This window comes from Telluria antibiotica, from assembly GCF_011682055.1.
GTDB classification, from domain to species: Bacteria; Pseudomonadota; Gammaproteobacteria; order Burkholderiales; family Burkholderiaceae_D; genus Telluria; species Telluria antibiotica.
In genome coordinates, this window is the sequence record NZ_JAAQOM010000020.1 from 64582 (window position 1) to 88149 (window position 23568).

Annotated in this window: 15 protein-coding genes and 1 pseudogene; 1 reads left to right on the forward strand and 15 read right to left on the reverse strand. The window is 65.2% G+C overall.

Annotated elements, in window-relative coordinates; genetic code table 11:
- Positions 1 to 132: 132 nt before the first annotated feature.
- The 15 genes and pseudogenes from HAV22_RS26595 to HAV22_RS26665 form a co-directional block, all read right to left on the reverse strand.
- A complete protein-coding gene (locus HAV22_RS26595; protein ID WP_166863557.1) occupies positions 133 to 642 on the reverse strand; it encodes a DUF6160 family protein in 510 nt (169 codons plus the stop codon).
- A gap of 280 nt (positions 643 to 922) precedes the next feature.
- Positions 923 to 1432, reverse strand: a complete 510-nt coding sequence (locus tag HAV22_RS26600) for a DUF6160 family protein (RefSeq protein ID WP_166863559.1) — start codon at positions 1430 to 1432, stop codon at positions 923 to 925.
- A 187-nt stretch (positions 1433 to 1619) separates the two neighbouring features.
- Entirely contained in the window at positions 1620 to 3458 is a 1839-nt protein-coding gene (gene typA, locus HAV22_RS26605; RefSeq protein ID WP_166863561.1) for a translational GTPase TypA, read from the reverse strand.
- Positions 3459 to 3739: 281 nt separating this feature from the next.
- Positions 3740 to 4663, reverse strand: coding sequence for a tRNA pseudouridine(55) synthase TruB (gene truB, locus HAV22_RS26610; RefSeq protein WP_166863562.1), 924 nt, complete (start codon positions 4661 to 4663; stop codon positions 3740 to 3742).
- On the reverse strand, positions 4660 to 5061 hold the full coding sequence (gene rbfA / locus HAV22_RS26615) for a 30S ribosome-binding factor RbfA (RefSeq protein WP_166863564.1): 402 nt from the start codon (positions 5059 to 5061) through the stop codon (positions 4660 to 4662). The genes truB and rbfA overlap by 4 nt, the downstream gene beginning before the upstream one ends.
- A 95-nt stretch (positions 5062 to 5156) precedes the next feature.
- Complete coding sequence (gene infB / locus HAV22_RS26620; RefSeq protein WP_166863566.1) at positions 5157 to 8045, reverse strand: translation initiation factor IF-2; 2889 nt, start codon at positions 8043 to 8045, stop codon at positions 5157 to 5159.
- Between the two features lie 99 nt (positions 8046 to 8144).
- Positions 8145 to 9710, reverse strand: coding sequence for a transcription termination factor NusA (nusA, locus tag HAV22_RS26625; protein ID WP_166863568.1), 1566 nt, complete (start codon positions 9708 to 9710; stop codon positions 8145 to 8147).
- Positions 9707 to 10195 (reverse strand): ribosome maturation factor RimP, encoded by a 489-nt coding sequence (rimP, locus tag HAV22_RS26630; protein ID WP_166863570.1) that lies wholly within the window; start codon positions 10193 to 10195, stop codon positions 9707 to 9709. Before rimP ends, nusA begins: the two co-directional genes overlap by 4 nt.
- A gap of 356 nt (positions 10196 to 10551) precedes the next feature.
- Positions 10552 to 12606, reverse strand: a complete 2055-nt coding sequence (gene rluB / locus HAV22_RS26635; RefSeq protein WP_166863664.1) for a 23S rRNA pseudouridine(2605) synthase RluB — start codon at positions 12604 to 12606, stop codon at positions 10552 to 10554.
- Positions 12607 to 12705: 99 nt separating this feature from the next.
- Positions 12706 to 13299 (reverse strand): annotated as a pseudogene (gene scpB, locus HAV22_RS26640) (SMC-Scp complex subunit ScpB); the annotation flags it as partial.
- 404 nt (positions 13300 to 13703) lie between these two features.
- Entirely contained in the window at positions 13704 to 14765 is a 1062-nt protein-coding gene (locus HAV22_RS26645) for a glucokinase (RefSeq protein WP_166863574.1), read from the reverse strand.
- 230 nt (positions 14766 to 14995) lie between these two features.
- Entirely contained in the window at positions 14996 to 15949 is a 954-nt protein-coding gene (locus HAV22_RS26650) for a VTT domain-containing protein (protein WP_166863576.1), read from the reverse strand.
- Between the two features lie 301 nt (positions 15950 to 16250).
- Positions 16251 to 17936 (reverse strand): ABC transporter ATP-binding protein, encoded by a 1686-nt coding sequence (locus HAV22_RS26655; RefSeq protein ID WP_166863666.1) that lies wholly within the window; start codon positions 17934 to 17936, stop codon positions 16251 to 16253.
- Between the two features lie 4 nt (positions 17937 to 17940).
- Positions 17941 to 18966, reverse strand: a complete 1026-nt coding sequence (locus HAV22_RS26660) for an ABC transporter permease (protein WP_166863578.1) — start codon at positions 18964 to 18966, stop codon at positions 17941 to 17943.
- A complete protein-coding gene (locus HAV22_RS26665; protein ID WP_166863580.1) occupies positions 18963 to 19901 on the reverse strand; it encodes an ABC transporter permease in 939 nt (312 codons plus the stop codon). The genes HAV22_RS26660 and HAV22_RS26665 overlap by 4 nt, the downstream gene beginning before the upstream one ends.
- Before the next feature lie 336 nt (positions 19902 to 20237).
- On the opposite strand from HAV22_RS26665, the gene HAV22_RS26670 reads away from it, so the two are divergent.
- Positions 20238 to 23009, forward strand: coding sequence for a TonB-dependent receptor (locus HAV22_RS26670; RefSeq protein WP_208296383.1), 2772 nt, complete (start codon positions 20238 to 20240; stop codon positions 23007 to 23009).
- Positions 23010 to 23568 lie beyond the last annotated feature (559 nt).

The following is a 23568-nucleotide window of genomic DNA, read 5'->3' on the forward strand; positions in this document are numbered from 1 at the left end:
GCGCGGTCCGGACGCGGCGCGCGCTGCAGCGGAACATGGTGGTGCGCATAGAGAAAGAACCCGGGAAAACGAAGGTCAAAAAAACGGCCCGGGGTAAACCCACGGGCCGTCCATCACCCAAACCCGCGACGCTTAGTGCGCCCAGATGTAGACCGTGGTGCCTTGCAGCTTGATGTCGTTGGCAGCGAACGAACCGTACGAAGCGCTCGAGTTACCCATCTTGATCGAGTCGACCGACATGTTCAGGTTCTTGTTCGTGTCGACTTGCGGGATGGCGATCTTGACCACGTCGCCAGCCGGCATGAAGGCAGCCAGACCTGCACCACCGGTCACGCCCAGCACGCTGGATGCGCCCGATGCTGCGCTGGCGTCAGCCTGGAACGTGGCATTGTTGATGATGTCGATCGTGGCAGCGATTGCACCCGTCATCTTGATGTTGTTGAAGCTCACCGAACCGCCGGCTGCGTCGGTGTCCGTGTACACGAACGAACCGATGTTGACATGCAGGTCGGCGGCAATCGACACACCGTCACGGCCCGATACTTTGGACAGATCGGAATCGGCGATCGGGGTCAGGGCCGATGCATACGAAGCGATCGAGGACAGGGCGGCGACGACGGTCAGTTGTTTCAGCAGTTTCATGGTATCTCCAGTGTTATTGTGATCGACGGGAATCTCTTCGGGGCTTCCCCGCGCGTCCGCTTCGGTTCCTCTCCGGCTTGTGGCCTGTCGGGACGGCAGCGTCGGGACCGCTTGGCTTAACTGAATCCGTTTATCGGAAGTCAATTAAGTGGAAACAATGTTATTACTTCCGCTTCAATAACCACATCCTTTTGTCCTTGCTCATGGAGCCAAATCGATGGATTCCTGAGCCAGTCCGATGACACATTCGGGCGCGCTTTTGGGCGCGCCCGAATACAAATCAGTGTGCCCAGATGTAGACAGTGGTACCCTGCAGCTTGATGTCGTTGGCGGCCATCGAACCGAACGAAGCGGTCGAATGGCCCATCTTGATGGAATCGACCGACATGTTCAGGTTCTTGTTCGTGTCGACTTGCGGGATCGCGATCTTGACGACGTCGCCAGCCGGCATGAAGGCAGCCAGGCCTGCACCGCCCGTCACGCCCAGGACACTCGATGCGCCCGATGCTGCGCTGGCGTCGGCCTGGAACGTGGCGTTGTTGATGATGTCGATCGTGGCAGCGATCGCACCCGACATCTTGATGTTGTTGAAGCTCACCGAACCGCCGGCTGCGTCGGTATCCGTGTACACGAACGAACCGATGTTGACATGCAGGTCGGCGGCGATCGACACGCCGTCACGGCCCGACACGGTGGACAGGTCCTGGTCGGCGATCGGCGTCAGGGCCGATGCGTACGAAGCGATCGAGGACAGGGCAGCGACGACGGCGATTTGTTTCAGCAATTTCATGGAGTCTCCATTATTTTCGTTCGAACACGCGGCTTAATTGAATGTCAATTAAGTGGACACCATGCTAATACTTTCCATTTGAAAACAGTGATGTATTGACTTGCCGAACGAGCCAAAGCGATGGCTTTTTGAGCCATAAAAAAACCCGCTGCAGGCAGCGGGTTTTCCAGTACGGCGAGAAACGCGATTACGCGGCTTCGCGGCTCGCCTTCTTGCGCTCGTGTTCCTTCAGGAAGCGCTTGCGCAGGCGGATGCTCTTCGGCGTGATCTCGACCAGTTCGTCGTCCTCGATGAACTCGACGGCGTATTCCAGCGACATCTGGATCGGCGGCACGAGGCGCACGGCTTCGTCGGTGCCCGACGCGCGGACGTTGGTCAGCTGCTTGCCCTTGATCGGGTTCACGACGAGGTCGTTGTCGCGCGAGTGGATGCCGATGATCATGCCTTCGTACACCGGCGTGTTGTGCTCGACGAACATGCGGCCGCGGTCCTGCAGCTTCCACAGTGCGTAGGCGACGGCCTGGCCGTCATCCTGCGAGATCAGCACGCCGTTGCGGCGGCCGGCCAGTTCGCCCTTGCCCGTGTCGACCGGCGAGTAGGCGTCGAACACGTGGCTCATCAGGCCCGTGCCGCGCGTCAGGGTCATGAAGTCGCCCTGGAAGCCGATCAGGCCGCGGGCCGGGATGCGGTATTCCAGACGGACACGGCCTTTGCCGTCCGATTCCATGTTCTGCAGGTCGCCACGGCGGCGGCCCAGTTCTTCCATCACGCCGCCCTGGTTCACTTCCTCGACGTCGACGGTCAGGTTCTCGTACGGCTCGCACTTGACGCCGTCGATTTCCTTGAACACGACGCGCGGACGCGACACCGCGAGCTCGAAGCCTTCACGGCGCATGTTTTCCAGCAGGATGGTCAGGTGCAGCTCGCCACGGCCCGACACTTCGAAGATCGTGTCGTCGTCCGTCGGCAGCACGCGCAGTGCCACGTTCGATTTCAGTTCACGGTCGAGGCGGTCGCGCAGCTGGCGGCTGGTGACGAACTTGCCTTCGCGGCCGGCCAGCGGCGACGTGTTGACCATGAAGTTCATCGTCAGCGTCGGCTCGTCGACGGTCAGCATCGGCAGCGCTTCCGGGGTATCCACGGCGGTCACGGTCACGCCGATGCCGATGTCTTCGATACCGTTGATCAGCACGATGTCGCCAGCGACGGCTTCTTCCACCTGCACGCGCTCCAGGCCCTTGAAGTTCAGCACCTGGTTGATGCGGCCCTTGATCGGCGACTTGTCGTCCTGGCCGTTCACGACCAGCACGTCCATGCCCGGCTTGATGCGGCCGCGGTTGATGCGGCCGATACCGATCTTGCCGACGTACGACGAGTAGTCGAGCGACGTGATCTGCATCTGCAGCGGACCGTCCGGGTTGTCGTCACGCACCGGGACGTATTTCAGGATGGCGTCGAACAGCGGTTTCATGTCGCCGCCGCGCACGCTTTCGTCCATGCCGGCATAGCCGTTCAGGCCCGAGGCGTAGACGATCGGGAAGTCCAGCTGCTCGTCGGTCGCGCCCAGCTTGTCGAACAGTTCGAACGTCTGGTTGATCGCCCAGTCGGCGCGCGCGCCCGGACGGTCGATCTTGTTGACGACGACGATCGGCTTCAGGCCCAGCGCCAGCGCCTTGCGCGTGACGAAACGGGTCTGCGGCATCGGGCCTTCCTGCGCATCGACCAGCAGCAGCACGGAGTCGACCATCGACAGCACGCGCTCGACCTCGCCGCCGAAGTCGGCGTGGCCCGGGGTGTCGACGATGTTGATGTGCGTGCCTTCGTACTCGACGGCGCAGTTCTTCGACAGAATCGTGATGCCGCGTTCTTTTTCGAGATCGTTCGAGTCCATCACGCGGGTGTCGACCGCCTGGTTTTCACGGAAAGTGCCGGATTGGCGCAGCAGCTGGTCCACGAGAGTGGTCTTGCCGTGGTCAACGTGGGCGATGATTGCGATATTACGAATCGCGCGTTTGGTGTCTGACATATGCGTTTTCAACAGTAAATGTTGCGTGATGGGCGGAAGAACTCGAAACTTCCGACTTCCGGAACCCACTAGTATAGCACGCTTACGCCCCACTGCTGCGGCGCAGCGGGGGGAAAAGCCTTGGATTTCAACGATTTGCCGGTTCAACAGGCCTTTTGGCCAGAATAACGGCGAAATGTTGAACGGTGATGACGTGAGGACGAGCTCGATGTGGCGCGCGACGTTGCGTTTTCAAGAGGCCGCGCCCGTTCTGGCACACCGTTAGCGCCAGAGCAAGCTTTTCAGTCTTGCAACCGCGCGATCAACCGTTCCGGTGCCAGCACGCCATAGTCCTGCAGGATGGCCGTGCCCAGCAATTTACCGTCGTGGTACACGCGCACCCTGCCGGTTGTCTCCGGCAGCGCGACGGGCTCGCGGTTCAGCGCGAGGCGCTGGCCGTTGAGGAAGCGTGCGGCCAGTTCTGGCGTCAGGTCGACGCGCGGGAAGCTCGACAACAGGGCATCGACGGGGGCCAGCAGCGACAGCGGATTGTCGTGTACCTGCAACTGTTCCAAGGTGACCATGCCATCTACCGTCAGCGCGCCGACTTGGATCCTGCGCAGCGCGTTCAGGTGCGCGCCACAGCCGAGCGCGGCGCCGATGTCCTCGCCCAGCACGCGCACGTACGTGCCCTTGCTGCACGTGACGCGGATCGTGAGCATCGGCGCCTCGTACGCCAGCATCTCGAGCTTGTGGATCGTCACGGGACGGGCTTCACGTTCCAAAGTGATCCCCTCGCGCGCGTACTCGTACAGCGCCTTGCCGTCGCGCTTCAGCGCCGAGTACATCGGGGGCACCTGCAGGATGGGGCCGCGGAACCTGGCCAGCGCCGCTTCGATCTGTTCGACCGTCACGTCGACGGGACGCGTCTCGACGACCTCCCCTTCCGTGTCGCCCGTCGTCGTCCTCACGCCCAGGTGCACGACGGCGTCGTACGTCTTGTCCGCTTCCAGCAGGTCTTGCGAGAACTTGGTCGCCTCGCCGAAGCACAGCGGCAACAGGCCCGTGGCGAACGGGTCGAGCGTGCCCGTGTGGCCCGCCTTTTTCGCGTTGACGACGCGTTTTGCCTTGATCAGCGCATCGTTGGACGACAAACCGACGGGCTTGTCGATGAGGAGCACCCCGTCGACGAGGTCGCGAGGCTTTTTCGGGGGACGTGCGTTCACTCGGAGTCCGAATCTTCTACGTCGTCTTTTGCTCTGGTCGCGTTCGCCTGGTCGATCAGCGCGGACATCGCGAGACCGCGGCTCGTCGACGTGTCGTGCACGAAGTGAAGTTGCGGCAAGGTGTGGATGTGCAGGCGCTTGCCGAGCAGGTTGCGCAGGTAGCCGGACGCCTTGGTCAGGCCTTCCAGCGTCTGCTTGATCTCTTCCGGACTGTCCTTGAGCAGGGTGAAATAGATCTTCGCGTGCGCGTAGTCCGGGGTCAGCTTGACTTCGCTGATGGTGACCATGCCGACGCGCGGGTCCTTCAGTTCGAAGGCGATCAGTTCCGACAAGTCCTTCTGGATCTGGTCGGCGACGCGCAAGCCGCGCTGGGGAATGCTTTTGCTGTGTTTTGCCATGTTGTTTACGACTTATGAAAAACTTGGGGCCAGCGGCCCGCGCCAAGGCGCAGGCCTGCCAGCCCCAATGCTACTCCTATCGAAGGAGAGTCCGATTACAGCGTGCGTGCCACTTCCTGAACTTCGAACACTTCCAGGACGTCGCCGACCTGGATGTCGTTGTAGTTCTTCAGCGACAGACCGCACTCGAGACCGGCGCGCACTTCCTTCGCATCGTCCTTGAAGCGCTTGAGCGAGTCGATCTCGCCCGTCCACACGACGATGTTGTTGCGCAGCAGGCGGACCGACGAGGTACGCTTGACGACGCCATCGGTAACGAGGCAGCCCGCGATCGCGCCGACTTTCGACACGAGGATGACCTGGCGGATTTCCACCTGGCCCGTGACGTGCTCGCGCTTCTCCGGCGCCAGCATGCCCGACAGTGCCGTCTTGATCTCGTCGATCGCATCGTAAATGATGCTGTAGTAACGGATGTCGACGCCGTTCGTCTCCGCCAGCTTGCGCGCCTGGGCGTCGGCACGGGCGTTGAAGCCGATGATGACTGCCTTCGATGCGGTCGCCAGGTTGACGTCCGATTCCGTGATGCCGCCGACGGCCGCGTGCACGATCTGCACACGCACTTCCGACGTCGACAGCTTCTGCAGCGAACCGACCAGCGCTTCCTGCGAACCCTGCACGTCCGTCTTGATGATGAGCGGCAGGTTCTTGACTTCGCCTTCCGCCATCTGGTCGAACATGTTTTCCAGCTTCGCCGCCTGCTGCTTCGCCAGCTTCACGTCGCGGAACTTACCTTGACGGAACAGGGCGATCTCGCGCGCCTTGCGCTCGTCCGCCATGACCATGACTTCCTCGCCGGCGCTCGGCACTTCGGTCAGGCCCTGGATCTCGACCGGGAACGACGGACCCGCTTCGGTCACCGACTTGCCGTTCTCGTCGAGCATCGCACGGACGCGGCCGAACGAGGAACCCGCCAGCACGACGTCGCCGCGCTTCAGGGTACCGGACTGCACGAGGATCGTCGCGACCGGGCCGCGGCCCTTGTCCAGACGGGCTTCGACCACCAGACCACGGGCCAGCGACTCCACCGGCGCCTTCAGTTCCAGCACTTCGGCTTGCAGCAGCACTTGCTCCAGCAAGTCGTCGATGCCCTGGCCGGTCTTGGCCGACACCGGGACGAACGGCGAATCGCCGCCGTATTCTTCCGGCACGACGCCTTCCGCGACCAGTTCCTGCGTGACGCGGTCAGTGTTCGCACCCTGCTTGTCGATCTTGTTGATCGCCACGACGAGGGGCACGCCGGCCGCTTTCGCGTGGGCGATCGCTTCCTTCGTCTGCGGCATCACCCCGTCGTCCGCCGCCACCACGAGGATGACGATGTCGGTCGCCTTGGCGCCGCGGGCACGCATGGCGGTGAACGCCTCGTGGCCCGGGGTATCCAGGAAGGTGACCATGCCGCGCGGGGTGTCCACGTGGTATGCGCCGATGTGCTGCGTGATGCCACCGGCCTCGCCCGCCGCCACTTTCGCACGGCGGATGTAGTCCAGCAGCGACGTTTTACCGTGGTCGACGTGACCCATGACGGTGACGACCGGTGCACGCGGCTTCGCTTCGAATTCGTGGTGCTCGCCGTGGTCGGCCAGCAGCGCTTCCGGATCGTCCTCGGCGGCGGCGAAGGCCTTGTGGCCCATCTCTTCCACCACGATCATCGCGGTTTCCTGGTCCAGCACCTGGTTGATGGTGCACATCTGGCCCAGTTTCATCAGCTGCTTGATGACTTCCGATGCCTTGACGGCCATCTTGTGCGCCAGTTCGGCCACGGTGATGGTCTCCGGCACGTAGACATCCTTGACGATGGCTTCGGTCGGGGCCTGGAAATTCGATTCGCGATCGTCGTGGCCGCCACGACGGCCGCCACGGCCGCCGCCCGCACGCCAGCCGTCACGGCCCGTCGGTGCCGCGTTGCCGCGACCCTTCATGCCGCCGCCCGGGGCGCCGCGCTTCTTGTCGTCGGACCAGGTCGAGGCCACGTTGGCCGACTTGATCGACTTCTTGTCGCCCGGCTTGGCACGCGCACCGGTCGCATCGGCCGGCTTCGCGTCGCCCGGCTTGGCCGTCGTCGCGGGCTTGTGCAGCGTGCTCGGCTCGGCGGCCTTCGGCTTCGCAGCCGGCACCACTTCCGGCGCCTTGATCACGCGGCGCGGCTGGGCCATCATGGCCTTGATCTGCGCGACTTCGTCGGCGACTGCCTTGCGCGCGCGCTCGGTGGCGGCGGAACGCTCGGCGGCTTCCTTGGCGGCTTCGTCGGCCTTGCGCTTGGACTCCTCGGCAGCTGCCTTCTTGGCTTCGTCGGCCGCGGCGCGCTTGGCTTCCTCGGCGGCGCTGGCGGCACCCGCCGATGCCTGGACGGACGCAGCCGCCTTTTCCGCTGCCGCTTCCGCAGCTTCGGCCGCTTCACGCTTGGCACGTTCTTCAGCGTCGCGCTTGGCTTGTTCCTCGGCCACCTTGGCCAGCTCGGCCTTCTCGGATTCGAGCTTGGCCAGGCGTTCCTGCTTCTCGCGCAGTTCCGCTTCCTGGCGCGCGATCAGCTCGGCCTGGCGGCGCGCGTCTTCGTCGCGGCGCGCCTGCTCGGCGGCGTCGACGACGGGCGACTGCTGGGCAGCCGCTTTCGGCGTGACGAGGTCGTCACGCTGCACGAAGGTGCGCTTCTTGCGCACTTCGACCTGGATCGTGCGCGATTTGCCGCTTGCGTCAGCCTGCTTGATCTCGGAGGTTTCCTTGCGGGTCACCGTGATCTTCTTCTTTTCGCCCGATTCGGCGGCACCGTGGGTACGGCGCAGATGGTTCAGCAGCTTATCCTTATCATCCTTGGACAAGGGATCTGACGTCGAACTTTTCTCGACGCCGGCAGAACGCAGCTGCGTCAGCAGCAAATCTGCAGGCATCTTCAGTTCGGTGGCAAATTGGGCTACGTTGTTACTCGCCATTCAGTCCTCTTTTCTATGTGTCGCGAGATGATAAAGAATTTTGCTTGCTTAAGAAAGCGCGAAGACCGGATGCCATGTCGCTCCGGTCTTCGCTCCGTCTTATGCCTTGGCCGTTTCTACCTGGCCCCAGGCTTTCGCCTGCAGGGCCTTGGCCCGGTCGTCGTACTTGGCGTCGACCAGTTTCATCTCATCGTCGGTCACATCATTAAATTCATTCTTGATCAGTTCACGGGCACGGTCGGTCGGCAGCGCCAGGATGGCGGCAAACTCGTCGTACGCCAGACCCGCGAATTGCTCCAGGGTCTTGATGCCGGCGAGGCCCAGCTTGCCCGCCGTGGTACGGTCCATGCCGTCCAGGTTGGCCAGCGCCTCTTCCATGCCCTCGAGGCCTTCCTCGGAAGCGATCGCCTCGGTCACCAGCGCGTCGCGTGCGCGGGTACGCAGTTCGTTGACGGTGTCTTCGTCGAACGATTCGATCTCCAGCATTTCCGAGATGGGCACGTACGCGACTTCTTCAAGGCTCGAGAAACCTTCCTCGACCAGGATGTTCGCCACTTCCTCGTCCACGTCCAGCTTTGCCATGAACAGCGCGCGCACGGCAGCCGTTTCCTGCTCGGCCTTGTTGGCGGACTCTTCGGCGGTCATGATGTTGATCTTCCAGCCGGTCAGCTCGGACGCCAGGCGTACGTTCTGGCCGGAACGGCCGATCGCGATCGCGAGGTTTTCCTCGTCGACGACGACGTCCATCGCGTGCTTCTCTTCATCCACCATGATCGACGACACGTTGGCCGGGGCCAGCGCGCCGATCACGAACTGCGCCGGATCTTCCGACCACAGCACGATGTCCACGCGCTCGCCGCCCAGCTCGCCAGTCACGGCCTGCACGCGCGAACCGCGCATGCCGACGCAGGTGCCGATCGGGTCGATGCGCTTGTCCGAGGTAAAGACAGCGATCTTCGCGCGCACGCCCGGGTCGCGGGCGGCCGACTTGATCTGCAGGAGGCCCTGCTCGATCTCGGGTACTTCGAGTTCGAACAGCTTCATGATGAATTCCGGTGCCGTGCGCGACAGGATCACCTGCGGGCCGCGCATATTGCGGTCGACGCGCAGGATGTAGGCGCGGACGCGGTCGCCGATGCGCAGGTTTTCCTTCGGGATCATCTGGTCGCGCGGCAGGCGCGCCTCGATCTTGCCCGATTCGACGATCGCATCGCCGCGCTCCATGCGCTTGATGGTGCCGGTGACGAGGGCGTCGCCGCGCTCCAGGAAGTCCTGCAGGATCTGCTCGCGCTCGGCATCGCGCACGCGCTGCAGCACGACCTGCTTGGTGTCCTGCGCGAAGCGGCGGCCGAACTCGACCGACTCGATCGGCTCTTCGATGTATTCGTCGACTTCGATGTCCGGGATCTGCTCTTTCGCTTCGAAGTGCAGGATTTCCTGGTCGGGAAGCTGCAGGCCCGCTTCGTCCGGCACGACGTGCCAGCGGCGGAACGTTTCGAATTCGCCAGTGTCGCGGTCGATGGACACGCGAATGTCGACCTCGCCTTCGTAGCGCTTTTTCGTTGCTTGCGCCAGGGCGAACTCGAGCGCCCCGAAGACCACTTCCTTATCGACGTTCTTTTCGCGCGCGAGCGCATCAACCAGTAACAAAATTTCGCGACTCATGCTTTGCGACTCCTAAAATCCACCTTTGGCACGAGGCGTGCCTTGTCCAGTTCGGCCAGCGTAAATTCCAGCAACGCCGGTCCGTCCTTGCTTTCAAATTCCAACCCGATCGTCTCGCCTTGCGGTGCATGCAGGATGCCCGTATAGGTCTTGCGGTTCGCGGTGCCGGGCATCGCGACGCGCAGCTTGACCGTGCATTCGCTGCCGGCAAAGCGTTCGAAGTCGGCCAGGGTGCGCACCGGACGGTCCAGTCCGGGCGACGACACTTCCAGGCGCTCGTAGTCGACGTTTTCGACCGTCAACACGTGCGACAGCTGGTGGCTCACCGTGGCGCAATCCTCGACCGAGATCGGTCCCTTTTCGTCCGCCACTGCCGCCGGGAAGTCGATAAACACGCGCAGGATGCCTCGCTCCGCTCGCTCGATATCAACGAGTTCGTAGCCCAGTCCACTGACTGTCTTGGCAATCAAATCAAACAACTGCACAGGTTTCTCCACGGTCCGGTGCCGGACCCTTAAAACGTTTCAACAAAAAAAAAATGGGCAACTGCCCATCTTTTGTATTCCCAACAGGAGCTTGTTCGCCAAAACAACATTGGGAAGCACTCGGGTTAGGACACGCATTATAACCCGATACAGGGTCGGCCGCAATCGCCGCACTGCAAAATGAACAGCCATGCAACAGTCTACTCTTTTGGTCAAGGCAGCGCTGCTGACGCCCCATTTTCGCGCGGCATGAAGCGACTGCGCACACGTTTGGTGGGCTCGGGGAGCCCACCCTACGATGGCGTAAGCGTAGGGCAGGCACCCCGTGCCCGCCATGCCGACGTGATACGTGTCGCTTAACCGCGGCGGCCGCGGCGCGGCATGCCGTGGTCGCTCACGCGCGGCCCCTGGCCACGGCGGGTCTGGCCGCCGCCGAAGCCGAACGTCGTCTGCAGCGGGTCCGGCTGGCGCGGGCCCTTGTTGCTCCTGCCCTGGCCTTGACCTTGGCCTTGACCTTGGCCTTGACCGCCGCCGCTGCGCCCCTGGCCGGCGCCGCGCGCCTGGCCGGACGATCCGCCGCGACCACCCTGGCCGCCACGTCCGCCGAGGATGCCCGCCTCTTCGCGGCCTGCGCCGACGCGCACGACGGGCGGGCCGAACGGATCCACGTTGCGGTTGGCGTCGGTGCGGTCGATGCGGTTGCCGTTCGAACGGTTCGCATCGTTGCCGCGCTCCTTGCCGCCACCCTGGCCCTTGCCCGGCCCTTTGCCGCCGGCCGGAGCGCCCTTGCCCTGGCCGCCACCCTTCTTCTCGACGCCGAACGCGTCGAGGAAGCGGCGCACGTCGTTTTCTTCCAGCTCTTCCCAGCGGCCGCGCTTCAGGCCCGACGGCAGGGTCATGGCGCCGTAGCGGGTACGGATGAGGCGCGACACGGTCAGGCCGACGGCCTCGAACATCCGGCGCACCTCGCGGTTGCGGCCTTCGCCGATGACGACGCGGTACCAGCGGTTCACGCCCTCGCCGCCGCCATCCACGATCTTCGTGAACGACGCGGTGCCGTCATCGAGTTCCACGCCGGCCAGCAGCTTCTGGCGCATGCCCTCTTCCAGCTCACCCAGCGTGCGCACGGCGTATTCGCGGTCGATGTTGTAGCGCGGGTGCATCAGGCGGTTCGCCAGGTCGCCGGAATTCGTGAACAGCAGCAGGCCCTCGGTATTGAAGTCGAGGCGGCCGACGGCCAGCCATTTGCCGGTCTTCATCGTCGGCAGGCGGTCGAACACGGACGGACGGCCTTCCGGATCGTCCGCGCTGACGATCTCGCCGGCCGGCTTGTGGTACACGAGCACGCGCGGCGGCTTGTTGGACACGCGGCGCTGCAGCAGCTTGCCGTTGATGCGCACGGCGTCGGTCGGCAGGATGCGCTGGCCGATGTGCGCCGGTTCGCCGTTGACCGACACGCGGCCCGCGATGATCAGTTCTTCCATGTCGCGGCGCGAACCGAGACCCGCCTCCGCCAGCACCTTGTGCAGCTTCGGCGCGTCGTCGTCGGCCGTCAGGTCGCGGCGTGCCTTGGCCGGCTGGGCCTGCCCGCGGCCGCCCTCGTTCGCGTCGAACGCGTCCGACGTGACGAACGAGAACACGTCATCCGCGTCGTTGCCCTTGCCGCCCTTGGCCGGCTTGGCATTGTTCTTCGCGTTCCTGTTCTTGCCCTGTTGCTGGCCGGCCGCCTGTGCGCCGCCCTGCTGCTGCCCGCCTTGCTGGCCGCCTTGCGCCTGCTGGCCGCGCTGCGGGCCTTTCTTCTTCTGCTGCTTGCCGCCGCGCTGGTCGCGGCGCTGCTCGTTGCGGCCCGCTTCAGGCGCCGCGGCGCCGGCCACGGCGGGTGCGTCAGCGGCGCCGACATCGGCGTCGGCGCGCGCCGGCTGGCGGGCGTCGCGCTGCTGGCGCTGTTCACGCATCTGGCGCGGGCCGCGCGGCTTGCGCTGGTTGCCGGCGTCGTCGCCCGCGGAAGCGGATGCGGCGGCCGCAGGTGCAGCGGGCGCGGATGCGACGGGCGCAGGTGCTGCCGCGGACGGCGCCGGTGCCGGTGCCGGTGCCGGTGCCGGCGCGGACTCGGCGGCTGCGGGTGCCGCGTCCACGACCTTGCGCGCGCGCGGCTTGCGCGCCGCCGGTGCGGCAGCCGGCTCGGCTGCGGCTGCGGCTGCGGTGCCGCTCTCCGCGCCGTCGGCGGCCTCGGCCGCTTTCTGGGCGGCCGTCTTGCGCGTGCGCTTGGGTTTCGCTGCGGCGTCCGGCTGCGCGCCCTCGGGGGCGGCGGGCGCCACCTCCGCCTTGGGCTTCGTGCGGCGCTTCGGCTTGGCGGCCGCCTCCTGTCCTGCCTCGGCAGGGATCGTCTCGTTCATGTCAGTTGGATTCATCATTCGTTTCTTGGTTTTGCTGACCTGGCGCGACGATCAGTCGTTGGACGCGAGCGCTTGGTCGTGTATCGGGACTTCAACGGGTGAAGTGTCGTCAAATTGTTGCAGCGCCGCTTCCAGCGCCTCCAGGCTGCGCCCGGCGCCGATGTCGGCCACCTGCTGCAGCGGCGGTAGCTGGGACAACGCGGCGAGCCCCAGGTCGTCGAGGAACTGCTTGGTCGTGCCCAGCAGCGCCGGCCGCCCGGGCACTTCGCGGTGGCCCACCACATCGATCCAGCCGCGGTCTTCCAGCATCTTGATCGTCTGCGAATTCACGGCCACGCCGCGGATTTCCTCGATGTCGCCGCGCGTCACCGGCTGGCGGTAGGCGATGATCGCCAGCGTTTCCAGCGTGGCCCGCGAGTATTTCGGCGGCTTTTCCGGCGCGATGCGGTCCAGGTAAGGCTTCATTTCAGGGCGGCTCTGGAAGCGCCAACCCGATGCCAGGCTGACGATCTCGATGCCGCGATCCTGCCAATCCTGGCGCAATTCCTCGAGCAGGATCTTGATCGTATCCGACCCGACGCCGGCGCCGATCGGCTGGCCGTTCCTGTCCACGTCGACGAACAGCTTCTTCATGGCGTGGATCGTCATCGGCTCGCGCGCGCACAGCAAGGCGGTCTCGAGGACCTTCTTGGCCTCATCATTGTTCATAACGATGTCGTCAGCGGAGTGAGCAACTCTGGATGCTAAGAACCATCAAACATAACCCGTTCAACGCGGCTGGCCACTGGCCGCCTGGCTGAGACTCACGCTTTGAAACGGGGTTCCATCGCCCGGCTTGGCACACCGGGCGGGATACCGCGGGGATTTGCATCCCGGCACGGGGCGGCCCACCGGCAAGTGGACCGCGAACGGTCGAATTTCAAAGAAACGGGGCTGCCGGCACCATCGGGAGACTGGGCTCTGGAGGCGAGGCTCCTGGCGCGCTGGGCTAAGCGAACGACATCGTTTCTTCCAACTGGCTGCCATTGTACCCGATAAAACCGGGAAAAGAACATTGCCATGCGAAGGAACGCGGCGGCGACGGGCTCTAGCCCCGCCGCGGCCGGCAAAAATCACAGTCCGGTACGGTCCGCCAGGATGGCCGACACGCCCACGAACGCGGGATAGTCGGCGGTGATCACATAAGTCGGCACCTGTGCCAGATAGCCCACGAAGCGGCCTTTCCGCTCGAAGCGGGCGCGGAAGCACGACGCGGCGAAGCGCTCGCCCAGGCGCGGGACGATGCCGCCGCCGATGTACACGCCGCCCTGGGCACCCAGGGTGATGGCCAGGTTGCCGGCGATGGTGCCGAGCATGCCGCAGAACACCTCGATGGCTTCGTCGCACAGCGCGCACGTGCCCGCCAGGCCGCGGCGCGTGATCTCGGGGGCGTCCAGCGCTTCGACGGCGCCGCCGCGCAGGTTCGCCAGCGCGCGATAGATGAGTTCGATGCCTGAACCGGACAGGAAACGCTCGGCCGACACGTGTTCGAATTCGCGCCAGGCGAATTGCAGGATCGCGACTTCCGTTTCGTTGGCTGGCGAGAACGTCACGTGGCCGCCTTCGCTGCGCAGTGCCGTCCAGGACGGCTTGGCGCCGGCCGGCGTATTTTCCGCCGGCACAAGGCCCGACACGCCCAGGCCCGTCCCGGCGCCGAGCAAGGCGATGGGCGTCCCGGCGACGGGCGCGCCGCTGCCGATCTGGCGCTTGTCGCCGTCCGCCAGGTGCGGCAGGGCCATGGCCAGCGCGTAGAAATCGTTGACGACCGCGAGCCCGTCGAACCCGCATTCGCGGCGCAGCGCGTCGATCGAGAATTCCCAGTGGTGGTTGGTCATGCGCACGAAATCGCCGACGACCGGGTTCGCGATCGCGATCGCACCGTGACGCACGGCGCCGCCGGCCACGATGGCCGCGACGGCCGGCAGCGCGAGGTACGCACGCAATGCGTCGGCGAGTGTGGCGTAGGCGGCACAGGGCAGCACCTCGATCGCCGCGATCGTGCCGGGGCCGGTTTCCAGCGCGAAGCGCGCATTGGTGCCGCCGACGTCGGCAAGCAGGCGCGGGCTCGCGTGGCGCGCGCTGTCCAGGCGCGGTTCGGTGGACGGATCGACGATGGCGACGGGCGAAACGATCATGGCAGGCCGTAGGAAACAGATTCCTCGAAGCTTAAGGATTTCTTGGCTTCAGCGCAAGCTTTTATTGTAGTTTAGGTACATCGTGTAGCAAACAAGGGGTAATTTGCGCAAAGTCCCTATAGCCGACCAAGTAGTCGAGCTACCAATCATGACGAGGATGAATGAGGGGCAGCGCGGCGCCAGGGCCGGCCGCGCGGGAGCGGAACGTCAACGAGCGGAAAAACGGTGACTCAGCCGGCCTTGGGCGTGAGCGTGGCGTCGGCGCGGCCGGCGGTGCAGTGGTCGTTCCAGGCGTCCAGGCCGCCGCGCAGGGGACGCGCGCGGTGGAAGCCGTTCTTGAGGAATTCCTTGGCCACCTGGGCGGCCGTCACGTCGTTCGGACACGAGCAGTAGATGACGATGTGGCGGTCCTTGTCGAGCGCGGCCATCAGGCGCTCCGGCGCCGTGTCGCCATAGACGAGCGCGCCGGGAATGCCCTCTTCCAGCTGGCGCGCCGTGACGCCGCGGGCATCGACGATCAACGGGTCGTACCCGGCGTCCAGCAAGGCCTTGAGCTCGTCCATCGTGATGCGCGGCAGGTCGGCGGCGCCCAGGTTGCGCTTGCGCTCGATGTACTTGAACGCCACGAACAGCGCGAGCAGGACACCGACGACCATCAGCGCCGTGCTGCCCAGCGTCTCGAACCAGGCGATGACATCGTCCACGCTGCCGTGGAACCAGGCACCGAGCCCCATGCCCACGGCGCTCCACAGCAGGCCGCCGGCGATCGACAGCCAGACGAAGCGCGAGGTCGTCGTGCCCATGGCGCCCGCGAGCGGCGGCGCGATCGTGTTAAAGCCGGGGATGAACTTGGCGACGACGAGGGATTTCGCGCCCCAGCGGCTGAAATTGTCCTCGGTCTGGCTGACGCACGAATCGGGCGACAGCGAAATCTTGCACAACAGGCGCAGGATGCGCTTGCCGTAGAAGCGGCCGGCGCGGAACCAGAAATAATCGCTGATCAGGCAGGCCAGCACCGACACGGCCAGGTACAGCGGCCAGTTGGCGCCGCCGTCGACGGCGAGCGCCCCGGCAATGATCAGCACCGGAAACGCGGGAATGGGCAGCCCGATCTGCTCGAGCAACACGGTGCCGAACACGATCAGGACGCCATACACGTGGATCAGGTGCGAGAGCTGGGACATCCCCGTATGGTAGCGGAAAAGCCGTATCGGCGTGGCGAAAGGGACAATGCGCACAGCCCGTGCGCAACACTGCGCGTCAGGTGCCGCGCCGAATCGCAAATTCGGGGTCAGAGCACTTTTGGTTTGAAATTCGGGGTCAGAGCACTCCTTTGAACAATGGTTCGCAACTAAAAAAAACGCGTCAGGTGGCGATGGCGTCCACGCAGAAGCTCGGGCATCGCGGCCGAACTGTTCTGCGAGCAAATGCGCCGGAAAGTGCTCTGACCCCGAATTGGCCCGGAAATGCGCTCTGACCCCGAATTCAGGCGCCGCGCGGTATCGCCGCCAGCAGCTGGCGCGTGTATGGATGCTGCGGATTGCGGTACAGCTCGTCCGAGTCCGCGATCTCGACGACGCTGCCGTCGTGCATCACCATCACGCGGTCGGAGATGTATTTCACGACCGACAGATCGTGCGAGATGAAGATGTAACTCATCCCGTACTCGTCCTGCAGGTCCTGCAGCAGGTTCAGCACCTGCGCCTGCACGGACACGTCCAGCGCCGACACCGATTCGTCGCACACGAGGATCTCCGGCTTCATCGTCAGGCAGCGCGCGATGGCGATCCGCTGGCGCTGGCCGCCGGAGAACTCGTGCGGCCAACGCTCGAAGGCCTCCTGCGGCAAGCCAACCCGCGTAAGCAGGTAGCGCGCGTGTTCCGTGCGCTCGGCATCGTTCGCACCGATGCGGTGGATGCGCATCGGTTCCAGCAGAATCTGGCCGACCGTGAAGCGCGGGTTCAGCGACGCGTACGGATTCTGGAACACGATCTGGATACGCCGCTTATACGCCTGGAACTCGGCATCGCTCATCGTGACGATGTCGCGCCCGTCGAACAGCGCGCTGCCGCCCGTCGCGCGGTGCAGCCGCAGCAACGTGAGGCCGACCGTCGTCTTGCCCGACCCGGACTCGCCGACGACGCCCAGCGTCTTGCCGCGCGGGAGCGTGAACGACACGTCCTTCACCGCCTTGAATTCGCGCTTGCCGAACAGGCCTTCGCGCACATAGAAGCTCTTGGCGAGGCCGTTCACGACGAGGATGTCGTCGTCGCCCGGCGCGTAGCCGCGCGTGCGCTGGGGCAGCACGTCGTCGGGTTGCGCGCGGCCGCTCATGTAGTCGTCGATGACGGGCAGGCGCACGGGCCGCGCGTCCAGCGGCGGGCGGCAGTGCAGCAGCGCGCGCGTGTAGGCGTCGCACGGGTTGCTCAGCACCTGCGCGGCATCGCCCTCCTCGCGCACCTCGCCGTGACGCATGACGATCACGCGGTCCGCGATCTCGCCGACCAGGCCCAGGTCGTGCGTGATGAACAGCACGGCCATGCGGCGCCGCTTCTGCAGCGCGGCAATCAACTCGATGATCTGCTTCTGGATCGTCACGTCCAGCGCCGTCGTCGGCTCGTCCGCGATGAGAAGCTTCGGTTCGCACGCGATGGCCATCGCGATCATCACGCGCTGCTGCTGGCCGCCCGACATCTGGCTCGGATACGCGTCGATCTTGTGCGCCGGATCGGGAATGCCCACCTCGTCCAGCAGTTCGAGCGTGCGCGCGCGCGCCTGGCGCTTGTCCATGCCGAGGTGCAGGCGCAGCACTTCGCCGATCTGGAAGCCGACCGTGAACACGGGGTTCAGCGACGACATCGGCTCCTGGAAAATCATCGCGATGTCCTTGCCGCACAGGCGGCGCCGCTCGGCGACGGGCAGGCCGAGCAATTCGCGGCCCTCGAAGCGGATCGACGCGCCCGGGTGGATGATGGTCGTCTCCGGCGGCAGCAGGCCCATCACGGCGAGCGAGCTGACGGACTTGCCGCTGCCCGACTCGCCGACGAGGGCCACGGTGGCATCCAGCGGCACGCTGAACGAGATGCCTTTCACCGCGTCGAACGTGGTCGTCTTGCCGGTCTTGAAGGACACGCGCAGGTCGCGGATGTCGAGGAGGTTCGCGTCGCTCATCATGTCATTTCAGTTTCGGATCCAGCGCGTCGCGCAGCGCGTCGGCGAACAGCGAGAACGCCGTCACGAGGACGGCCATGGCGGTGGCGGCCGCGGTCAACTGCCACCACTTGCCGAGGATGAGTTCGTTCTGCGCCTCGTTCAGCATGCTGCCCCACGAGACGACGCCCACCGGCACGCCGAAGCCGAGAAACGACAGGATCACTTCGGCCTTGATGAAGCCGACGACGAGGATCGACATCTGCACGAGCGCCACGTGCGACACGTTCGGGAAGATGTGCACGAACATCTTGCGCGCGCTCGACGCGCCGATGGCGTCGGCCGCCAGCACGTACTCCCTCGCCTTGTGCTTGATGTACTCGGCGCGCATCAGGCGGTACGGCCCCGTCCACCCGGTGAGGCCGAGGATCAGCACGATCGTCAGCACGCCCTTCGTCTGCAGCACGGCGGCCACCGTGAGGATCATGAGGATCGAAGGAATCGCCGTGAACACGCTGTAGAACCAGTTGAAGAAATCGTCCACGCGCCCGCCGTGGAAGCCGGACAAGGCACCGAACAGGGTGCCCAGCAGCACGGCGAGGAACGCGGCGACGAGGCCGACGACGATCGACGTCTGCCCGCCCTTGATCGTCTTCCTGACGACGTCGTGGCCCCATTTGTCGGCGCCGAACGGCAAGGTCGTCCGCTTGGCCGCATGCACCGCGTGCCCCCGGTGCGCCAGCTGCGCCTGCAGCGCCGCGATGTCGGCCGCGAGCGGATCGAATGCGTTCGGCGGCACGGAGCGCGGCGGCTGCGCCAGCGCGGCGAGGCTCGGATCGGGACCGACGAACGTCGGCGGCGCGTAGTTCACGGCGACCTCGTCTTCCCAGTCCGCCGCGACGACGCCGGCGGCCGACAGCACGACGGACAGCAGGAACACGCACACGACGGCGAGGGACGCCATCGCCACGCGGTCGGCGCGCAAGCGGCGCCAGGCCAGCGTCCACAGGCCGGGCGAGACAGCGGGATGGTGCACGAACGGCGCCGTCATGTGAGCTGCACGCGCGGGTCGACGGCCTGGTACATCAGGTCGGCCAGCAGGTTGAACACCATCGTGGCGGCAGCGACGTACACCGTGATCGCCTTGATGACGGGGAAATCGCTGCGCTCGACGGCGAGGATCACTTCGCGCCCGATGCCCGGGATGCCGAAGAAGCGCTCGAGCAGGAACGCGCCGATCAGCAGGGCCGGCAGGTTCGCCATCACGTACGTGATGATGGGGATCGCGGCGTTGCGCAACACGTGCACCCAGACGATGCGGCGCTCGGCCAGGCCCTTCGCGCGCGCCGTCCGCACGTAGTCCTGGCCGACCTCGTCCAGCACGAAGCTGCGGAACAGGCGCAACGTGGGCGCCAGCGACACGGCGAGGCCGATCAGGATGGGCAACGTCGCGTAGCGCAGCAGGTTTTCCGTGAAGTGCTCGCCCCAGCCCTGCACGGGGAACAGCCCGAGCTTATATGCGAGGCCGTACTGGAACACGATGATGTAGACGAGGATCGAGATCGACATGCCGACCGTGCACGCGACCATCACGAGGCGGTCCGTCAGCGAGCCGCGCACGAACGCGACGGCGAGCGCGAGCGCGATGCCGATGGTTGTCTCGAGCACCGTCAGCGGCACGAGCACCGTCAGCGACGGGCCCAGGCGGGTCCGGATGATGTGCGACACGGGCTCACCCGTCGCCCACGCATTGCCGAAGTCGAACGTCACGATCTGGCGCGCGAAGATGGCCAGCTGGACGTACCACGGCTCGTCCAGCCCCAGCTGGGCGCGGATGTTTGCGATGGCGCGGGCGTCGGCCATCTTGCCCGCCAACAGATAGGACGGATCGCCGCCGACCCAGTTGAACAGGATGAACACGAGCACGACGACGCCGGCCATCGTGGGGACCATCTGCCACAGGCGCCGCAAGATATAAGCAAGCATCGGATTTTTTCGGGTGGTTCGTCGAACGCGCCGCCGCGCGGCGAGTTCGCACTATAGACCAGATTGCCCCGCCCCGGCCGGGAAAAGATGTCATGGCGCCATAACCAAATGGATGGGTCGGTGTGGCATTTACGCAATACATATTGTCATCGTATTGACATATTGCATCTTCCAATGGTTTGATGCGCTGCCAAAATAAAATTTTAAGTTTTTGGACAAACCGAGAGAGACTAAATCAAGAGTTTTCCGGGGCCGGCATATACATACCATGAATGTTCGGAATCTGGAACACCGTCGATGATTAGCCTTGCCATCGAAGCCCTATCTGGAGTTGTAATGCATCAAAAGAAAGCTATCGCACAAGCAGTCACGCTCGCCCTCGCCTATGCGGCGCTGGGCGCTGCACCGGCCATGGCGCAAGACGCCCAAGGTCCGATCCAGCGTGTGGAAATCACGGGTTCCAGCATCAAGCGCGCGACCACCGAGACCGCATCGCCCGTGCAGGTCGTCAGCCGTGACGACCTCGCCAAGTCCGGCAAAGGTACCGTCGCCGAATACCTGCAGACGCTGACGTCGGACGGCGCCGGTTCGCTGCCGACCGGTTTCGGCAACGGCTTCGCCGCCGGCTCGACCGCCATTTCGCTGCGCGGCCTGGGCGCCACGTCGACCCTCGTGCTGCTGAACGGCCGCCGCATGGCACCGTTCGCGCGCGCCGACGATGGCCAGAAGAGCTTCACCGACCTGTCGACCGTGCCGATGGAAGCCGTCGAGCGCATCGAGATCCTGAAGGACGGCGCCTCGTCGACCTATGGCGCCGACGCGATCGCGGGCGTCGTCAACATCATCCTGCGCAAGGACTTCGTCGGCACCGTGTTCAAGGCCGAGGCGGGCGAATCGCGCTACCACGACGCCGGCAACGGCAAGGCCGCCCTCACCTGGGGCAAGGGCCGCCTGGACGAAGACGGCTACAACGTCATGGTCAACGCCGAGTTCTACGGCAACCAGTCGCTGCTGAACAAGGATCGCGCCGACCGCGCCTGGATCGGCCACGGCGACATCCGTCCGTGGGGCTATGCCGCCAACACGCAGTTTGCCGCAGGCTACATCACCCCGGGCGCATCGAGCCCGACCCCGACCGGCGCCCTGCGCGATCCGAAGACGGGCAACTACGTCTCGCTGCCGGGCTGCTCGCAGTTCTCCGTCACGACGGCGCAAGACCCGGCCGGCGGCTGCCTGTGGTACCAGGACCAGTTCCGTTCGATGCAGCCGAAGATCGGCGGCATGAACTTCTACACTCGCTTCACGAAGAACCTCAGCGGCGACCTGCAGTTCTACGCCGAAGCCGGCTACTCGAAGCGCGACACCGAATTCACGCTGATCCCGGCATCGACCAGCTCGACCGTGGCCTTCCCGCCGAACGCCGCGTCGCCGACCGGCGTGATCACGTACGGCACGGCGATCACGATGTCGCCGCTGCACCCGCAGAACCCGTACGGCAGCGCCGTGCGGCTGCGCTACTCGATGTTCGACGTCGGCCCCAGCACCCGTTCGGCCGATAACGAATTCAAGCGCTTCGTGGTTGGCGTGAAAGGCACGATGGCGGGCTGGGACTTCGACACCGGCCTCGTCCACTCGCAATCGGCGCTGGACCTGAACTACAGCAACATGATCAACATGAAGGTGCTGCAGGCAGCGCTGGGCGATCCGAAGAGCCAGTACTTCCCGTACTACATCGGCACGCAGGCATCGAAGAACCCGGCCTCGCTGTACGCCGCGATGGTGACGAACGCCACGTCGCACTCGACCACGCAGCTCGACGTCGCCGACTTCAAGGCATCGCGCGAACTGATGCAACTGCCGGGCGGCGCGCTGGGCCTCGCCGCAGGCGCCGAGTACCGCCACCAATCGCTGCACAACCCGTCGCTGTCGGGCACGTCGGACGGTTCGATCAATTCGTCGTACGTGGCGGCCGAAGGCTCGCAGAACGTGTCGGCCGTGTTCTTCGAAGTGGCTGCGCCGATCATCAAGTCGGTCGAGCTGAACGCCGCCGTGCGCTACGACAAGTACAAGGACTTCTCGTCGACGACGCCGAAGTTCGGCGCCAAGTGGACGCCGCTGAAGACGTTCGCGCTGCGCACGACCTACACGGAAGGCTTCCGCGCGCCGGGTCCGGCCGAGTTCAGTCCGTCCAGCCAGAGCACCGGCAGCTCGTCCGTGCGTGATCCGATCCGCTGCCCGGGCGGCGTGCCGGCCGCCGGCGGCGCCACCCAGGTCGATTGCGCCACCAGCATCGGTGCGGTCAAGGTCGGCAACCCGAACCTGCAGCCGGAGAAGTCGAAGGGCTACACGCTCGGCATGGTGTGGGATCCGTTCGACGGCACCGCGCTGTCGCTGGACGCCTTCAAGATCAAGCGTTCCAACGAGATCAACCCGCTGTCGTACGTGGAAGCCGCCGCCCTGCCGACCGCGATTCGCAACGACAACAACCTCGTCGTGAACGGCGTCGCGATCCCGAACACGGGCACGCTGCTGCTGTCGAAGGCACCGTACCAGAACTCGAGCTTCACCGAAGTCAAGGGTATCGACCTGGACGTCAAGCAACGCTTCCGCCTGGGTGACTACGGCCGCGCCACCGTGGGCCTGACCTGGACCCACGTGGCATCGTGGGTGCGCGTCGAGAAGAACGGCACGCGCTACCAGTACGCCGGCACGCACGGCAACTGCGACACGTCGGATTGCGCCGGCACGCCGAAGGACAAGATCAGCACGACCGTGTCGTGGGACCGCCAGAACCTGAACGTGACGGCCACCGCAAACTACCGCGCCGACATGCAGAACGTGTACTTCGCAGGCGACAAGTGTGCCTCGACGTTCGCGAACGGCTCGCCGGCACCGGGCAACTGCCGCCTGGCGTCGTTCACGACGATCGACCTGTCGGCACGCTACCAGGTGACTCCGCAGCTGCAGGTCTACGGCTCGATCTCGAACCTGTTCGACAAGATCGCACCGCTGGATCCGCTGACCTACGGCGGCATGAGCTACAACCCGATGGACGCCAGCGGCGCCATCGGCCGCTTCTTCAAGGCGGGCGTGCGTTACCAGTTCTGATCGGCTGAACGCGTACCATGAAAAAACCGCCGCCGGCTGCGAGGCCGGCGGCGGTTTTTTTTCGTAACGCCAACACGACGCGAACGTCCGCGTGGGCGGAGGCCGCCCACCCTACTGCGAGGCCCGCGGCGGTTTTGTGGGGTGGGCGCCCCGTGCCCACGCGTGACGCTGCGAGGCCCGCGGCGGTTTTGTAGGGTGGGCACCCCGTGCCCACGCGTGACGCTGCGAGGCCCGCGGCGGTTTTGTAGGGTGGGCACCCCGTGCCCACACGTGACGCTGCGAGGCCCGCGGCGGTTTTGTAGGGTGGGCACCCCGTGCCCACGCGTGACGCTGCGAGGCCCGCGGCGGTTTTGTAGGGTGGGCACCCCGTGCCCACGCGTAACGCTGCGAGGCCCGCGGCGGTTTTGTAGGGTGGGCACCCCGTGCCCACGCGTGACGCTGCGAGGCCCGCGGCGCTTTTGTAGGGTGGGCACCCCGTGCCCACGCGTGACGCTGCGAGGCCCTCGGCGGTTTTGTAGGGTGGGCACCCCGTGCCCACGCGTAACGCTGCGAGGCCCGC

Bases quoted from the DNA above. Each gene is read 5' to 3' on its own strand.
- HAV22_RS26650 (WP_166863576.1), bottom strand. From the start codon at position 15,949: ATGTCCCAGCTCTCGCACCTGATCCACGTGTATGGCGTCCTGATCGTG.
- HAV22_RS26655 (WP_166863666.1), bottom strand. From the start codon at position 17,936: ATGAGCGACGCGAACCTCCTCGACATCCGCGACCTGCGCGTGTCCTTC.
- HAV22_RS26665 (WP_166863580.1), bottom strand. From the start codon at position 19,901: ATGCTTGCTTATATCTTGCGGCGCCTGTGGCAGATGGTCCCCACGATG.
- infB (WP_166863566.1), bottom strand. From the start codon at position 8,045: ATGGCGAGTAACAACGTAGCCCAATTTGCCACCGAACTGAAGATGCCT.
- typA (WP_166863561.1), bottom strand. From the start codon at position 3,458: ATGTCAGACACCAAACGCGCGATTCGTAATATCGCAATCATCGCCCAC.
- nusA (WP_166863568.1), bottom strand. From the start codon at position 9,710: ATGAGTCGCGAAATTTTGTTACTGGTTGATGCGCTCGCGCGCGAAAAG.
- rluB (WP_166863664.1), bottom strand. From the start codon at position 12,606: ATGAATCCAACTGACATGAACGAGACGATCCCTGCCGAGGCAGGACAG.
- HAV22_RS26600 (WP_166863559.1), bottom strand. From the start codon at position 1,432: ATGAAATTGCTGAAACAAATCGCCGTCGTCGCTGCCCTGTCCTCGATC.
- rbfA (WP_166863564.1), bottom strand. From the start codon at position 5,061: ATGGCAAAACACAGCAAAAGCATTCCCCAGCGCGGCTTGCGCGTCGCC.
- HAV22_RS26670 (WP_208296383.1), top strand. From the start codon at position 20,238: ATGCATCAAAAGAAAGCTATCGCACAAGCAGTCACGCTCGCCCTCGCC.
- HAV22_RS26595 (WP_166863557.1), bottom strand. From the start codon at position 642: ATGAAACTGCTGAAACAACTGACCGTCGTCGCCGCCCTGTCCTCGATC.
- HAV22_RS26645 (WP_166863574.1), bottom strand. From the start codon at position 14,765: ATGATCGTTTCGCCCGTCGCCATCGTCGATCCGTCCACCGAACCGCGC.
- HAV22_RS26660 (WP_166863578.1), bottom strand. From the start codon at position 18,966: ATGACGGCGCCGTTCGTGCACCATCCCGCTGTCTCGCCCGGCCTGTGG.